At 62.2% G+C, this 14,076-nt stretch carries 16 protein-coding genes and 1 pseudogene; 8 read left to right on the top strand and 9 right to left on the bottom strand.

What is annotated here, in order from left to right; genetic code table 11:
• Nucleotides 1-268: pseudogene (locus tag Q0L62_RS09190) on the bottom strand (phenylacetic acid degradation protein); the annotation flags it as partial.
• A 120-nt stretch (nt 269-388) separates the two neighbouring features.
• Here Q0L62_RS09190 and Q0L62_RS09185 point away from each other — a divergent pair.
• The 3 genes from Q0L62_RS09185 to Q0L62_RS09175 are packed head-to-tail and all read left to right on the top strand — an operon-like array spanning nt 389 to nt 2,422.
• Complete coding sequence (locus Q0L62_RS09185) at nt 389-538, top strand: hypothetical protein (RefSeq protein WP_296679115.1); 150 nt, start codon at nt 389-391, stop codon at nt 536-538.
• 16 nt (nt 539-554) lie between these two features.
• Entirely contained in the window at nt 555-1,535 is a 981-nt protein-coding gene (locus Q0L62_RS09180) for a hypothetical protein (protein WP_296679113.1), read from the top strand.
• Entirely contained in the window at nt 1,520-2,422 is a 903-nt protein-coding gene (locus Q0L62_RS09175; RefSeq protein ID WP_296679111.1) for a transposase, read from the top strand. The genes Q0L62_RS09180 and Q0L62_RS09175 overlap by 16 nt, the downstream gene beginning before the upstream one ends.
• Here the strand turns inward: Q0L62_RS09175 and ruvX are convergent.
• Genes ruvX through pyrE form a run of 8 tightly spaced genes read right to left on the bottom strand, consistent with a single transcriptional unit; the run spans nt 2,419 to nt 8,926 of the window.
• Nucleotides 2,419-2,889, bottom strand: a complete 471-nt coding sequence (ruvX, locus tag Q0L62_RS09170) for a Holliday junction resolvase RuvX (RefSeq protein ID WP_296679119.1) — start codon at nt 2,887-2,889, stop codon at nt 2,419-2,421. The two genes, Q0L62_RS09175 and ruvX, sit on opposite strands and share 4 nt — an antisense overlap.
• On the bottom strand, nt 2,886-3,995 hold the full coding sequence (locus Q0L62_RS09165) for a DUF3089 domain-containing protein (RefSeq protein ID WP_296679109.1): 1,110 nt from the start codon (nt 3,993-3,995) through the stop codon (nt 2,886-2,888). Before Q0L62_RS09165 ends, ruvX begins: the two co-directional genes overlap by 4 nt.
• 2 nt (nt 3,996-3,997) lie before the next feature.
• Complete coding sequence (locus Q0L62_RS09160) at nt 3,998-5,098, bottom strand: AI-2E family transporter (protein ID WP_296679108.1); 1,101 nt, start codon at nt 5,096-5,098, stop codon at nt 3,998-4,000.
• The gene (gene lepB, locus Q0L62_RS09155) at nt 5,098-6,012 is read right to left on the bottom strand and encodes a signal peptidase I (RefSeq protein WP_296679106.1); all 915 of its coding nucleotides are present in this window, start codon (nt 6,010-6,012) and stop codon (nt 5,098-5,100) included. The genes Q0L62_RS09160 and lepB overlap by 1 nt, the downstream gene beginning before the upstream one ends.
• Nucleotides 6,009-6,410, bottom strand: a complete 402-nt coding sequence (acpS, locus tag Q0L62_RS09150) for a holo-ACP synthase (RefSeq protein ID WP_296679104.1) — start codon at nt 6,408-6,410, stop codon at nt 6,009-6,011. The genes lepB and acpS overlap by 4 nt, the downstream gene beginning before the upstream one ends.
• Before the next feature lie 13 nt (nt 6,411-6,423).
• Nucleotides 6,424-7,155: a pyridoxine 5'-phosphate synthase gene (locus Q0L62_RS09145; protein WP_296679103.1), complete on the bottom strand. Its 732-nt coding sequence runs from the start codon at nt 7,153-7,155 to the stop codon at nt 6,424-6,426.
• Nucleotides 7,152-8,345, bottom strand: a complete 1,194-nt coding sequence (locus Q0L62_RS09140) for a serine hydrolase (protein ID WP_296679102.1) — start codon at nt 8,343-8,345, stop codon at nt 7,152-7,154. Before Q0L62_RS09140 ends, Q0L62_RS09145 begins: the two co-directional genes overlap by 4 nt.
• On the bottom strand, nt 8,342-8,926 hold the full coding sequence (gene pyrE / locus Q0L62_RS09135) for an orotate phosphoribosyltransferase (RefSeq protein ID WP_296679100.1): 585 nt from the start codon (nt 8,924-8,926) through the stop codon (nt 8,342-8,344). Before pyrE ends, Q0L62_RS09140 begins: the two co-directional genes overlap by 4 nt.
• Nucleotides 8,927-9,118: 192 nt before the next feature.
• On the opposite strand from pyrE, the gene coxB reads away from it, so the two are divergent.
• From coxB to Q0L62_RS09110, 5 genes are all read left to right on the top strand, one after another.
• Nucleotides 9,119-10,219: a cytochrome c oxidase subunit II gene (coxB, locus tag Q0L62_RS09130; RefSeq protein WP_296679099.1), complete on the top strand. Its 1,101-nt coding sequence runs from the start codon at nt 9,119-9,121 to the stop codon at nt 10,217-10,219.
• Between the two features lie 30 nt (nt 10,220-10,249).
• Nucleotides 10,250-11,941: a cytochrome c oxidase subunit I gene (gene ctaD / locus Q0L62_RS09125; RefSeq protein WP_296679097.1), complete on the top strand. Its 1,692-nt coding sequence runs from the start codon at nt 10,250-10,252 to the stop codon at nt 11,939-11,941.
• Nucleotides 11,942-12,016: 75 nt separating this feature from the next.
• Nucleotides 12,017-12,979: an alpha/beta fold hydrolase gene (locus Q0L62_RS09120; RefSeq protein WP_296679095.1), complete on the top strand. Its 963-nt coding sequence runs from the start codon at nt 12,017-12,019 to the stop codon at nt 12,977-12,979.
• A 46-nt stretch (nt 12,980-13,025) separates the two neighbouring features.
• Nucleotides 13,026-13,937 (top strand): heme o synthase, encoded by a 912-nt coding sequence (locus tag Q0L62_RS09115; RefSeq protein ID WP_296679093.1) that lies wholly within the window; start codon nt 13,026-13,028, stop codon nt 13,935-13,937.
• 6 nt (nt 13,938-13,943) lie between these two features.
• The gene (locus Q0L62_RS09110; protein WP_296679092.1) at nt 13,944-14,075 is read left to right on the top strand and encodes a hypothetical protein; all 132 of its coding nucleotides are present in this window, start codon (nt 13,944-13,946) and stop codon (nt 14,073-14,075) included.
• The last annotated feature ends 1 nt before the right edge of the window (nt 14,076 follow it).

The raw sequence follows: 14,076 nt of genomic DNA, 5'->3' as shown, positions 1-14,076 counted from the left end.
CGGTCAGGGTCCACACCGACATCGAAGTGGCATTGTCCATCAGGCTGATGATCGGACCCGAGGCAAGCACACCGGTTTCCGCCACCCCGACAAGTTCATCACGCCAGGGCAGTTCCAGCTCAAACCAGCCCGCGCCGTGCGCATGATATTTCAATTCCAGCCAGCCGCCATGCCCATGCCGCGTCATCATCTTGGCCGCACGCGCCGGATCGAACACGAACTCGGGCGCGGTATCGTAAAGGGTTCTGGGTTCGTCGGGGGCATTCATCGCGCCGACCCTGTGCTGCGCGCAGAAGGCGATTACAATCTTTTAATTTCAGTCTGAGGGCGGAACTCGCGACCTGTGCGGACACGGAGCGATTGGCTCCGCAAAATATGGGGACGCTAAATGAATCTTCCGAAAATCGACCTTTCTGCCCTGCCTGACCTTGATGTCCTGACCGGCGTCTTCGGCAGTCTGGCTCGCCCGGCACAGGCGCTTAGCCAAGACGACTCTGTGGTCGTGGTGATGGTATTCGTCTACGAATGCACGCACTGAACCGGGATCGACGCGGGTGTTGATCCGTCCGGAACTGGCGGCGCTGCGGAATGACGATGCTCCGCAGCGCCGTGCCCAGGCAGCTCTTGGTGCCGCCCTGGACAGGTGGCATGCCGAGCCGCTGGTCCGTGCCGCGAACGCCGAGTTGGTCCGCTGGGGGTGCGGAGCTGACCTTGAAGACTTGCCGGTCCTGTCCACATTGTTTGCCAGCGGCGAAGATGCCGCGGCGCAGTTCGCTGGCAATCTGATAGCGCAGATTGTGGCTGAACTTTCGATCAACCCGATTGGTCAATCGCCGCTGCGCCACTATCTTGATGATGCGACAGCCTCGGTTTCCTTGTTGCGCCACGGGACTACAGTGCTGTCGTTACTGGCGTTTGACGGACAGGCCATGACCCGGGCAGCGCCGCCAACATCCGCGCGCTTCGTGCCGTGCGAAACGTGGGATGCGGTGCTGGCCGGATCGGCCGAGGCTGACGTGTTCACACTCCACGATTGCGGCAGCAATAATGCCGGTCTGAGCCGTAGCGATTTTCGTTTGGTGCCAGGCATGGTGCAACGCCGATCAGGGCAGACCCAGACAGTGCAGTTCAAACGCGTCGCTTCGTGCCTGGTCTTGCTGCGTCTGCAGCGGCGCACCGATAACAACGGTGTATCGCGCGAGTATGCGATCGAGGACGGCACCTTGCTCCATCAATCCGCCGCATCACCCCGCGACAGCCGGTGGGAGCTTACAGCCGCATTGCTTGGCCGGATGGGCCGAACCGATGCCGCGCCCATGCTTGCCGCCATGGCTGAAGAAGAGGGTAGCGCGGGCATGCGCTGGCAGGTGCTGCGCGAATGCCTTGGCCTCGACACCAGGCGGGGTTTCACTGCGCTATGCCGTATTGCCGCAGATCCCACCGATCCTCTGGCAAGGCATGCCGGCTCGCTGCGTACGCAGCTTATCGAGACGCATCCGCAACTTGGCGAGATTGACCCATGCCTCGTCAACTAGACATCGCCGATAGCGGTATTGCCGGCCTGGATGCGTGTGCGCAGGCCATCGCCGCAAATGGTTTCGATCCCCGTGACGAAGCAAGCCTGCGCCATGCGGCAATCTGGCTGCAACGATTGGGTAATAACAAGACTTTCCTCGGGGATATTCTGGTGGAGGAACTGGCCAATCGTCATCGTGATGACAGCCTGGAAAATGCCTATGGCCCGCAAGTGATCATGCTGGTTCCGCCGCAGGGGCAATTCTTCATTCGCGCCAACCTGTGGCCGTCGGCCGATGAACACATGGTTCGAGCGTCTGGGCCGGCTTCGTTCGTTTATGGCATGCCGCACGACCACAACTTTGATTTTCTCACCCTGGGATATTTCGGACCGGGTTATTGGAGCGATTATTACGAGGTTGACTATGCCGAGGTGACTGGTTGGCGCGGCGAGCCAGTTCCCTCGCTGCGCTTTGTCGAACGTTCGCGGCTGGAGCAGGGGCGCATGCTGCATTACCGCGCCCACAAAGATGTCCATGCCCAGCATCCTGCTGACAGCTTATCGGTATCGCTCAACGTAATGCACACTAACGCCGGCCAGGGCTGGTTTGACCAGTACCGCTTCGATCTTGATCAGCGTACGGTGGGGACGATCCTGTCGCCAGGGCCGACCGAGGCGTTCCTTAAGGTCGCAATTGGGCTGGGCAGCGATGAAGCGCTGGATCTGGCCCACCGTTTTGCGCGGCGACATCCGAGCGACCGGCTGCGGCTAAACACATGGGATGCCCTGGCCGCGCGCGACTGTACTGCAGCGGCAAAGGATGCGCTGTGGCGCGACGCGGAGAAGTCGGGAAGCAGGCTGGTAGCGATGGAAGCCAAAATCCGCCGCGCTGAACTGGCGCTCTAGGCAAATCCGCCGGTCAGGGCATCCGTCGCCGCCTGAAGGATAACTGCTGCCGCAGCCGAATCGATCCGGCTGGCGCGTTTGGCGCGGCTCATGTCCTGGGCGATCAAGGCACCTTCGGCGCTGGCGGTTGACCAGCGTTCGTCCCACAGCAGCACCGGCAGGTTCAGCGCTTGGGCTACGTTACGGGCATAGGCCCGGCTGGACTGGCTGCGCGGCCCTTCGCTGCCGTCCATGTTAAGCGGCAGGCCGATCACCACGCCCGCAGCGCCACGCTCGCGAACCAGCGCGGCCAGCGCCTCGCGGTCGGCGCCAAACTTGCCGCGCTTCAGCGTTTTTGCGGGCGAGGCAAAGCGCCAGCCCGGATCGCAGAACGCGGTGCCGATTGTCTGCGTGCCAAGATCAAGGCCCAGCAATGTGCCGCCCGCCGGCAAGGCCGCACGAAAAGCCGCCACGTCGGTGGTGATCAGGGTTTCCACGCGGCTGCCCGGCGTTGAAAATCGCTACGAAGGTTGGCCCAGAACAGCAGATAATCGTACACGTGGTAGTTGCCGCCGGGCAGAACATAAGGCCCCATGTCGGGCCCTTCGCCGATGCGCAAGGTGCCATCATCAGCGCAGCGCGCGCCGGCCAGACCTGGTTTTAGAGCGGCCTTGGTCATCTGCAGGTCTGGCACTGCCGAACCGGCGTTGGCGCTGGCCGGGGCGGCGCCGCCGACCGTGCCTGTCAGCGGATTTGAACACAGAATGCGCGGCGCATCGGCGGCATCTCCTGCAACGCCGCTCAAGCGTTCATAGGCGCGGCGCATCATTCCGGCGTCGGCAGTATCGGCAAATGAGACATAGCTGACGATACATCCGGTTTGTTCCAGTGTTTGGCAGGCCGGCAGGCCCATCGCGTTCAGATCATGATCCAAATCGACGATCCAGCCAATTGCATAGGCAGCGACCAGCCCCTTGGCGAGGGGCGTTCGCTTGACCTTGTCGGCCAGCAAACGCTTGATGTGATAGCTGCCCTGACTGTGGCCGGCGATGGCGAAAGGCGCACCGGGTTTGAGCCGGGCGGCAAAGGCGTCGAACGCTTCGGCCACGTCGCGGTAAGCAAGGTCCACCGCTTGGCGCGCTTCGGGCTGGTCAGTGATGAAGGCGCCGGCGGCGGCTTGACGGTAGCGCGGTGCCCATATTTCGCCGGAACCGTTGAACACGCTAGCCTCGCCCCGGACCATCGTTTCCGAAATTGCGCGTGCATCCCGATCGTCCAGCGGGGCGTTCCAATGGTCCTTTTTCACATAGCTTGTCGGGTGGACGAAGAACACCGGAACGATTGGCCCCGGGGTATCCCGGATAACATCACCAGGCATCCAAAGCGCCGGATTAGTCGATCCCATGCCGGGCTTGGCCAGCCACATGCCCGGATCGTCATAGGCATTGGCGGCAAGCGCGGGTTGAGGTTCAAATCTGGTGGACGGAGTAAAGGCCGCCTGGCTCAACCGTTCAGGATAGAACTGCAGCGCAAGCCGTCCGCCAATGTAGACGATGATACAAAAGGCAATGAAATAAAGGAACTTGCGGGCCATTGTTACGTCGCCGCATCGGCGTTGCGCTGTGACCGTTCTTCAAGCAGTATCTTGATCATTGCGACCAGGGGATCGGCCAGCGCCAGACCCAGGATACCAAACAGGGCCCCCATGATGAGCTGAGCGCCCAGCACCAGCGCAGGGGCCAGATCAGCGGTTTTCTTGGCAATCATCGGCACGATCACATTACCGTCCACCGTCTGCACAACGACATAGACGATGATGCAGTATATGCCCATTTCGGTTCCGCCAGAAAAGCCAACCATCACCATCAGCAAGCCAGAAATCGGCGCGCCAATATTGGGCAGGAAGGCGAGCAGCCCGGTCAGCAGGCCCAGCAGCGCGGACATCGGCACACCGTAGACGGCCAGCATCACCCAGGTCGCTACCCCTTCGACCGCCATGCCGATTAAACGGCCAAACAGCAGGCGGCGCAGGGTCTTGCCCATGGTCTGGGCGATGTCGGCAAAACGCGACCGCTCACCTGCCGGAAGCAGCCACGACAGGCCCCGCCGGTAAAGGTCGGGTTCTACCGCAAAATAGATGCCCAGCACCGCGATGAGAAACGCCGTGGTCAGCCCGCCAAGAACCCCGCCAAGCGCCGAGGTCAGCTGGCCGATCCCGCCAATCGCTTTTTCAAGCAAACCCTGGACCGAACTCACGTCGACTTTGAAGCCGTGTCCAGCCAGCCAGGTCAGCACGCGGCCGGTCTGCACTTCGATAACGGCTGGCAGCTGGGCGGCCTGCTCGGCAATTTGCGAACCTGCGAACATGAACAGCCAGACGATGAAGGCAAGGGCAAGCAGCAGGACGATGGTAACGCGCCAGCCGCGACCGATATGCAGGATCCGTCCAAGCAGCCGGGCGCCGCCATCGATCATGGCGGCAAAGACTACGCCGCCGAAAATCACCAGCAGGGCTTGGGCCTGATAGATTGCCAACCCGACCAGCACGATCATCCCGATCCACACCGCCGCACGCTTGATCTCGGTACGAACGAACGGATCGGCAAAATCTGCCGGGCTGGCGCTTTGCGGTGCGGTTTCAAGGGTGACGGGAGGCGCCCTGCGTGTCCTGCGCCGCGGCGGTGATGCATCTGCCATTATTGTCCCTTTGCCTGATGTTCCGGACGCAGGCTGGTCCAGCTGCGCCCCGGGCGCAAGGCGTGCCAGAAACTGAGCGGGTTCCAGGTCTGGCTGCCGTCGAGCGAAAACGTGATGAACTCGGCCCGGCCACCAATGTCTGACAGCGGAACCGGCCCGCCCAAGCCGTCACTGTCGAGGCTGAAACGGCTGTCGGCCGAATGATCGCGGTTATCGCCCATCAGGAAGACATGATCCGCAGGTACGACGCGTTCGGCCATGACATTTTCCGGGCCATAAGGGTTATCGCGGATGATCAGGTACGTAGCGCCATTGGGCAGCGTTTCGCGCAGCATCGGCGGCTCGATGACTTCCCGGCCCGATGGCAGGCGCGAGTGGTAGGGGGCGAACTCGTCATAGCAGTAATAGCTTGGCGTGCGGTCCTCGCACAGCAAAAGGGGATCCGCTGCAAGCTGCACGTTCGGTATCTCTTGCTGGGGCACCGGCTTGCCGTTCAGCACGATCTGGCCATTGATGATTGCAATGCGGTCGCCTGGCAGGGCGACGACGCGCTTGATCAGATCATCCGTGCGATTTCGCGGCACAACGATCACGATATCGCCATACTGCGGAGTGCCGGGAAGGAGACGCGAGTTGCCGCGCGGCAGCACGTGGAAGCTGGCCGAAGCCCAGTTCCAGCCGTAAGGAAACTTGGAGACGACCAGCCTGTCGCCCACCAGCAGATTGGGCATCATCGAGATTGACGGTATGTAGAACGGTTTGGCGATGAAGCTGTGAAAGGCCAGCACGGCCAGCAGCATCCATCCCAGGCCGCGCAGTTCGGCCCACCAGTCAACCTTCTGTTCGCCGCCTGGTTGTTCAGGTCCGGCATTTTCCGCAGAACGTGTTTCCGGCGGCGCGGGGTTATCGATCATAATGGCCTTGCTTCGATGACGACAAAGGCCTGAGCCCAGGGATGGTCGTCGGTCAGGGTAAGATGGACCACGGCTTCATGGCCGTCGGGTACCAGGGTTTCGAGCCGCGCTGCTGCCCCGCCGCTCAGCGCAAGCGTTGGCGCGCCGGACCGCGCATTTACAACGCCGATGTCTTTCATGAACACCCCGGCCTTGAACCCGGTTCCGACCGCCTTTGAAAAGGCTTCCTTTGCGGCAAAGCGCTTTGCCAGTGTCCCGGCCTTGGTAAAGGGGCGCCGCGCTGCCTTGGCGCGCTCAATCTCGGTAAACACGCGCAGCTCGAACCGTTCGCCGAACCGGTCGAGCGAGTTCTGGATACGCTCGATATTGCAAAGATCTGAACCGATCGCGATGATCATCGGCGTCCTGACATCAGCGCGCAGCGTCCATCAACGCGCGCATTTTTAGCACGGCGGGCTCCAGACCGGTGAAGATAGCCTCGCCGATCAGGTAGTGTCCGATGTTGAGCTCGGCCAGCTGCGGTATCGCGGCGACCGGCTGGACATTGTCATAAGTCAGGCCGTGGCCGGCGTGGGGCTCGATCCCGTTCTTGGCGGCCAGCGCGGCCATATCCGCCAGCCGGCGCAGTTCGCGCGCAACGTCCTGCCCTTCGGCATGGGCATATTCGCCGGTGTGCAGTTCAACCACCGGCGCGCCCAGCCGCATGGCCGCTTCGATCTGGCGTTCCTCGGGCGCGATAAACAGGCTGACCCGGATCCCGGCGTCATGCAGCCGCGCCACGATCGGGGCCAAACGGTTATGCTGACCCGCAGCGTCAAGACCGCCCTCGGTAGTGCGTTCCTCACGCCGTTCGGGGACAATGCAGGCCGCGTGAGGCTTGTGGCGCAGGGCGATCGCCAGCATTTCCTCGGTTGCAGCCATTTCCAGGTTAAGCGGCAAATCGGTTGCCGCCTGGATGCGGGCCAGATCTTCATCGCGGATGTGGCGGCGGTCTTCGCGCAAATGGGCGGTAATGCCATCGCCGCCACAAGCCGCGACAATCTGTGCCGCACGAACCGGATCGGGATGGTCACCGCCGCGGGCATTGCGGATCGTGGCAACGTGATCGATGTTGACACCAAGGCGCAGGCGAGTTGGGATCATGGCATCACCTGCGGACAAGCGGCAAGGCTGAGCATGTCGTAAGCGAAGCCCTTACCTTGCCAGATTTCACCATAGTCAAAACTGTCCTGATCGGAAAACAGCGCCACTGCCAGCTGCTGATCGGGGACGATCAGATTGCGCACCTGCACGCCGCCGATCGCGCCGCGCCGTTCGACCACGCGGACTGGTGCCGTGCAGCCCTTAAGCGGGGCTTCGAAGACCCACTGGCCAAGGGCAATGAAGCCCTGATCGGCCTGTCCGTCCCACAATTGCCCAAGCCGCCGTCCGTCCAGCAGCTTGCCGCTGGCAAGCGCCAGATCGAACTTCAGCAGATCCGACATCGCTCCGTATAGCGCCGCCGAAGCCTCGAACCGGGCAAAATCATAGTGTGGTTCGGCCTTGCCGCCCACAAGACCCTTGGTGGTCGCGACATCTGACGGGAAGCTTGCGATGGAGCCAAGTTTGTTTGGTCGCGCAATCCGCTCCGTCACGAGATCGCGCCACGGCGTTCCGGTCACTGCCTCGAGCAGTGCCCCGGCAACGATATAATCGCAATTGTTGTAGACCCACTTGCCGCCCGGCTCGCCTTTGGGCGCTCCGGAACAATAAGCCAAAGGCGGATCGGCAAGTTTGCCGCCATGATAGAAGACCGGAACACCTTCGCGGTCCTGGGGCGAATCGTCTGGATTGGGCAGGCCGCTCTGGTGGCGGAGCAATTGCCGGACCGAGATACGGGCCGCATTTGGTGCGGCAAAATCGGGAAGGTAACGCGCGACCGGCTGGTCAAGGTCGATCCGGCCGGCCTGCACCTCCTGCATGACCAGCACCGCGATGACTTGCTTGGTCACCGAAGCCCAGCGCCACAGGGCATTGGCCTTGCGCGGCGTGCCGTCAGCGCCTTGGGCGGCAACCGCGACCGCGGCGGTGGCCGGAGCTTCGCCGCGCCGCGCCTGAAAGCCCATGCCGAACTCACCGCTGAACTTGGCCGCTTTGGCCACGTCGCGCGACGATTTCATGAACTGCGCAAATTGCCCGGCAGCCTGGCGCGAGCGCTCGACCTCGGCTTGCGCTTCTGGGCCAAGTTGCGCGGCCGTTTCGGTTTCAGACGCGGGCGCGGTGTCCGTTTGTGCCAACGCGGCAGGAGCGGTCAGAAGCGCGGCAAGCGCGAACAGGCCAGCCAGCGGTGTCATTCTGCCGCGCGGCTGCCCGGCTTGACGGCGGGGGTTGCTGCCAGCTCGGGTGGCAAGTCGTCCTCGTCATAAGTCGGGAAGTTGAGCGCAATCAGCGAATAGAACGGCACCCCGAAATCCAGACTTCCGCCCGAACGGTCGACCAGAGAAGCAGCGGCGATCACCTCTCCGCCGGCGGCTTCGATTGCGGTGATTGCCTCACGGCTCGACAGGCCGGTGGTAACGACATCCTCAACCATCAGGACCTTGTCGCCCGGTTCAAGGGAAAAGCCGCGGCGAAGCTCGAACGTGCCGGTGGGGCGTTCGACGAACATCGCCTCTACTCCCAGTGCGCGGCCCATTTCGTGGCCGATGATCACCCCGCCCATTGCCGGAGCGATGACTTTTGTGATGTCTTTCTTGAGATCGCGCGGCAATGTTGCCGCCAGGGCAGCAGCCAGACGCGAGGCGCGCATCGGGTCCATCAGCACGCGCGCGCATTGCAGGTAATGGGCGCTGTGGCGGCCGGAACTGAGCAGAAAATGTCCTTCAAGCAAAGCCTTGCTGGCGCGGAACTCGGCAAGGACATCTTCGGCATGCATGATCGGCGTGGCCTTTGTTCGTGGGACTGGCGCTGCGAAATCGGGCTTGACGCGGCGCTTTCATTTTTTCCCCTAGAGGCGCTTGAGGTGCCCTGCAAGCGCGCGTATAGGCGCTTTCAAATTGTCTCCCACAGGGGCGGAACAAGGCAACCAATCCTTCCGCCGCACGGGAAAGCGAAAGCACGAGGAACGATGAGATTCGGCCATTTCGCCCGCGCCGCGGGTAACGCGTTCAAGGGACTTGGACTCGCCCTGGCACTTTGCGCCGTGCCGCAGGTTGCAGCCGCCGCTGCTCCGGCACCCGTTGCGGCGAGCGCGGCTCCGGCCGCTGCTGCGCCGGCTGAGAAAGCTGCGACACCTGCCGTCGCCGCACCGGCTGTCACTGTTGCGCCCGTTCCTGCTATCGATCCCAACGATCCCCATTTCAAGGTCGCGCCGGGCGGTTACACCCCGATGAAGCCGACCGCCGGCAAAGGCATGCCCATTGCCGGGGCGATCGATGTCCAGCATCAGTATTCGCCCAATGGTCAGACTGCGGTGGGTCTGCACAACTGGCTGGTCTGGGTCATGGTCGTGATTACCGTGTTCGTCCTTGGCCTGCTGCTGATCGTGATTTTCCGTTTCAACAGCCGCGCCAATCCGGTGCCATCGAAGACCAGCCATAACACGTTGCTGGAGATCGTCTGGACCGCCGTGCCGGTGCTGATCCTGGTGGTTATCGCAGTGCCTTCGCTGCGCCTCTTGGCCAAGCAGTATACGCCTGCTCCGGAAAAGGCGGTGACTGTAAAGGCCACCGGTAACCAGTGGTTCTGGACCTATTCCTATCCCGACAATGGTGGGATTGAGGTGATTTCGAACATGCTCAATGCTCAGGATGCCGAAAAGAACGGCGAGCCGGAGCAGCTGGCGGTCGACAATCGCATGGTCGTGCCGGTGGGTGAACCGATCCGCCTGCAGGCAACCGGGGCCGATGTGATTCACTCGTTCGCGGTGCCGTCGCTGTGGTTCAAGATCGACGCCGTTCCTGGCCGGATCAACGAACGCGTGATGACCATTACCGAACCGGGGGTCTATTACGGCCAGTGTTCCGAGCTGTGCGGCGCGCGCCATGGCTATATGCCGATCGCGATCGAAGCCTTGCCGCGTGACAAGTTCAACGCCTGGGTCATTGCCCAGGGCGGCAAGATCGACGGCGCACCCGCAGCGCCGCCTGCTGCCGCTCCTGCAGCTGCTGCTTCGGCCAGCGCTGCTCCTGCTGCCGAAACCTCCGCTGCCGCCAAGCCGGCCGCCTGAGCCAGAATTGTAAAGGACTAGGGTTCCACCATGGCTACTACCGCCGATCAGTTCCAGGCCCATGACGATCATGGCCACGCGCACCACGATGCAGACCACAAGCCGGCGTTTTTCGCCCGCTGGTTCATGTCGACCAACCACAAGGATATCGGGACGCTGTACCTGATCTTCGCAATTTTCGCGGGGATCATCGGCGGCGGCATTTCGGGCATCATGCGCCTCGAACTGGCACACCCCGGCATCCAGTATCTGGGCGCTATCGCGACCTGGATGGACGGCAAGCCTGCGGAAATGAACGATGCACTCCATCTGTGGAACGTGCTGATCACGGCTCATGGCCTGATCATGGTGTTCTTCCTGGTAATGCCGGCCATCATCGGCGGCTTTGGCAACTGGTTCGTGCCATTGATGATCGGTGCGCCGGACATGGCATTCCCGCGGATGAACAACGTTTCGTTCTGGCTGACCGTGGCTGGGTTCTGCAGCCTGATGACCTCGGCGTTCATGCCGGGTGACGCGACCGGCAACGGTGCGGGCATCGGCTGGACTGCCTATGCGCCGCTTTCGACCTATGGATCGAACGGCCCGGCGACCGACTTTGCGATCTTCTCGCTCCACCTCGCTGGCGCAGGCTCGATCATGGGGGCGATCAACTTCATCACTACGATCTTCAACATGCGCGCGCCGGGCATGACGCTGCACAAGATGCCGCTGTTTGTGTGGTCGGTGCTGGTCACCGCGTTCCTGCTTCTGCTGGCGCTGCCGGTCCTTGCTGCCGCTATCACCATGCTGATTACCGACCGCAACTTCGGCACCACCTTCTTCGATGCTTCAGGCGGCGGCGATCCGGTGCTGTACCAGCACCTGTTCTGGTTCTTTGGCCATCCCGAAGTGTACATCATGATCCTGCCGGCCTTCGGCATCGTCAGCCAGATCGTGTCGACCTTTTCGAAAAAGCCGGTGTTCGGTTACTTGGGCATGGCCTACGCAATGGTCGCGATCGGCGTGGTCGGATTCATCGTGTGGGCGCACCACATGTACACCACCGGGCTCAGCCTCAACACCAAGATGTACTTCACCGCGGCGACCATGGTCATTGCAGTGCCTACCGGCATCAAGATTTTCAGCTGGATCGCAACGATGTGGGGCGGCTCGATCGAATTCAAGAGCCCGATGGTCTGGGCGATCGGCTTCATCTTCCTGTTCGTGCTGGGCGGCGTTACCGGCGTCTACCTTGCCAACGGGGGGATCGACGATGTGGTTCACGATACCTACTTCGTCGTCGCGCACTTCCACTATGTGCTGTCGCTGGGCGCGGTAACGGGCCTGTTCGCCGGCTTTTATTACTGGTTCCCCAAGATGAGCGGGCGGATGCACAGCGAGTTTCTTGCCCACGTGCACTTCTGGATCTTCTTCGTCGGCGTGAACCTGATCTTCTTCCCGCAGCACTTCCTGGGCCTGCAGGGCATGCCGCGCCGTTATCCGGACTATGCCCCGGCCTACGAACACTGGAATACCCTGTCTTCGTGGGGTTATGCGGTAATGGGGGTCAGCATGATCGTCTGGTTCATCAACATCATCTACAGCTTCACGATGGGCAAGAAGGCCGAAGGCAATTACTGGGGTGAAGGCGCCACGACGCTGGAATGGACCCTGTCCAGCCCGCCGCCATTCCACCAGTTCGAAACCCTGCCGGTGATCGACGACAAGGATCATCACTGATCCTGGCGAGGTCCTGACTGGACAGAAGACGCCCCGACCGCCACGGTCGGGGCGTTTTTCGTTGGGAGCGCGCCAATGCCTGATTTCCGGATGGTCGACACGGGCGAGGTGAAGCTGCGCTGCGCGATCCAGGGCAGCGGTCCGCTGGTGGTGATGGTTCACGGCTTTCCCGAAAGCTGGTATTCGTGGCGCCATCAGATCGGCCCGGTTGCCGCTGCCGGGTTCACCGCCTGCGCCATCGACGTGCGCGGCTATGGCGGGTCGGAAAAGCCGCCGCAGGTTGAAGACTACACTCTGGAGAAGATCGCTGCCGATCTGGTGGGGCTGGGCGAAGCGCTGGCTCCGGGCGAACAAATCGTGCTGGTCGGCCATGATTGGGGTGCGCCGATTGTGTGGAACACTGCTTTCACCCGGCCTGACCGCATCCGCGCCGTCGCCGGTCTGTCAGTGCCTTTTGCCGGTGCGCCGATGCGCCCTTTTACCGAGATTTTCCGCGAACATTTCACCAGTCAGGGCAAGTTCTTTTACCAGGAGTATTTCCAGCAGCCAGGGGTGGCCGAAGCAGAGGCCGAGGCCAACCCGCGCGATTTCGTGGCCCGGATGATGTATTCGATTTCGGGCGATGTGCCGCCAGGAGACTATTGGTCGAAGCCCGCAGGGGCGACCTTCCTGCAAGGCCTGCCCGATCCGCAGCCGGTGCCGTGGTTGAGCGGGGCCGATCTCGACTATTACGCGAGTGAGTTCAAGGTTTCGGGCTTTCGCGGGCCGCTCAACCGCTATCGCAACCATGAAGCGGATTACGCCTGGTTGAAAGCCTGGCAAGGCAAGCAGATTACCCAGCCGTGCCTGTTCATCGGCGGGACGCGCGATCCGGCGACGACGCTGTTCGGTGCGGTGGAAGATCCGGTAGGGATGATGCGGATGTTTGCGCCAAATGTCGAAGGCCATGTGCTGGACGGGGTCGGCCACTGGACACAGCAGGAGCGGCCAGAACAAGTGAATGGTTTGCTGATCGACTGGCTGCGGCGACTTCCCTAAGGGCGGGTTGGCAGCACCGCTTTGCAGGCCTATAGGCGCCCCAGCCATGAGCACTGCCCCCGCCCCGACGATTCCCCTGCCGACCGATTGGCGCGATTTCTTTGCGCTGACCAAGCCCCGCGTGATGAGCCTGGTGATCTTCACCGGCCTGTGCGGCCTGTTGGCGGCACCGGTTTCGATCGATCCGGTCCTGGGCTTTACCGCAATCCTGTGCATTGCCGTAGGAGCAGGCGGATCGGCCGCGCTCAACCAATGGTGGGAAGCCGATCTTGATGCGCAGATGAAGCGAACGGCCAGCCGTCCGCTTCCGGCAGGGCGGATGGACCGTAAGGCTGCACGCGATTTCGGCGTGGCCCTGTCGGTTGCCTCGGTTCTGGTCATGGGTCTGGCGATCAGCTGGCTGGCGGCGGCGATCCTGGCGCTGTCGATCGTCTATTATGCGGTGGTCTACACCATCTGGCTCAAGCCGCGAACCCCGCAGAATATCGTTATCGGCGGCGGGGCGGGGGCTTTTCCTCCGATGATCGGATGGATTGCGGCAACCGGCCGGATCGAGCTGATGCCGGTGCTGCTGTTCGCAATCATCTTTTTCTGGACTCCGCCGCACTTCTGGGCGCTCGCCCTGTTTGTCGAGACGGACTACGCCAAGGCCGGCATTCCGATGATGCCGGTGGTTGCTGGCCACCGTTCAACCCGCCGCCAGATTCTGGTCTATGCAGTGCTGCTGCTGCCGCTGTCGCTTGCGCCATTCTGGCTTGAGGTAGCGGGCTGGCTTTATGGTGCCAGCGCGCTGCTGCTCTCTGGGGTGTTCCTGCTTTTGTCGCTGCGCGTTGCGGTGTTCAGGGGCGGGGCTACGGATGGGGACATGCGGCCTGAAAAGCGCCTGTTCGGCTATTCGGTGATTTACCTGTTTGCCCTTTTCGCCATGTTGGTGGCGGACCGTTTTCTGATTGGATAACGCCCCATGGAACTGCCCCCTACCCCGGAAGAGGAACGCGCCCGGATCATCCGCGGCCGCAACCGTGCACTTGCGCTGATACTCGCGGCCAGCGCGGTGCTGTTCTTCTTCATCACGATCGCCAAGATGAAGCACTGAC

Source organism: Novosphingobium sp. (genome assembly GCF_024642085.1).
Lineage (GTDB): Bacteria > Pseudomonadota > Alphaproteobacteria > Sphingomonadales > Sphingomonadaceae > Novosphingobium.
The sequence above is the reverse complement of the archived record's forward strand: the minus strand, read 5'-3'. Positions and strand labels throughout refer to the sequence as shown.

Coding starts and splice junctions, on each gene's coding strand:
- Q0L62_RS09185 (WP_296679115.1), top strand. CDS start 389: ATGAATCTTCCGAAAATCGACCTTTCTGCCCTGCCTGACCTTGATGTC.
- Q0L62_RS09175 (WP_296679111.1), top strand. CDS start 1,520: ATGCCTCGTCAACTAGACATCGCCGATAGCGGTATTGCCGGCCTGGAT.
- Q0L62_RS09165 (WP_296679109.1), bottom strand. CDS start 3,995: ATGGCCCGCAAGTTCCTTTATTTCATTGCCTTTTGTATCATCGTCTAC.
- Q0L62_RS09160 (WP_296679108.1), bottom strand. CDS start 5,098: ATGGCAGATGCATCACCGCCGCGGCGCAGGACACGCAGGGCGCCTCCC.
- lepB (WP_296679106.1), bottom strand. CDS start 6,012: ATGATCGATAACCCCGCGCCGCCGGAAACACGTTCTGCGGAAAATGCC.
- acpS (WP_296679104.1), bottom strand. CDS start 6,410: ATGATCATCGCGATCGGTTCAGATCTTTGCAATATCGAGCGTATCCAG.
- Q0L62_RS09145 (WP_296679103.1), bottom strand. CDS start 7,155: ATGATCCCAACTCGCCTGCGCCTTGGTGTCAACATCGATCACGTTGCC.
- Q0L62_RS09140 (WP_296679102.1), bottom strand. CDS start 8,345: ATGACACCGCTGGCTGGCCTGTTCGCGCTTGCCGCGCTTCTGACCGCT.
- pyrE (WP_296679100.1), bottom strand. CDS start 8,926: ATGCATGCCGAAGATGTCCTTGCCGAGTTCCGCGCCAGCAAGGCTTTG.
- coxB (WP_296679099.1), top strand. CDS start 9,119: ATGAGATTCGGCCATTTCGCCCGCGCCGCGGGTAACGCGTTCAAGGGA.
- ctaD (WP_296679097.1), top strand. CDS start 10,250: ATGGCTACTACCGCCGATCAGTTCCAGGCCCATGACGATCATGGCCAC.
- Q0L62_RS09120 (WP_296679095.1), top strand. CDS start 12,017: ATGCCTGATTTCCGGATGGTCGACACGGGCGAGGTGAAGCTGCGCTGC.
- Q0L62_RS09115 (WP_296679093.1), top strand. CDS start 13,026: ATGAGCACTGCCCCCGCCCCGACGATTCCCCTGCCGACCGATTGGCGC.
- Q0L62_RS09110 (WP_296679092.1), top strand. CDS start 13,944: ATGGAACTGCCCCCTACCCCGGAAGAGGAACGCGCCCGGATCATCCGC.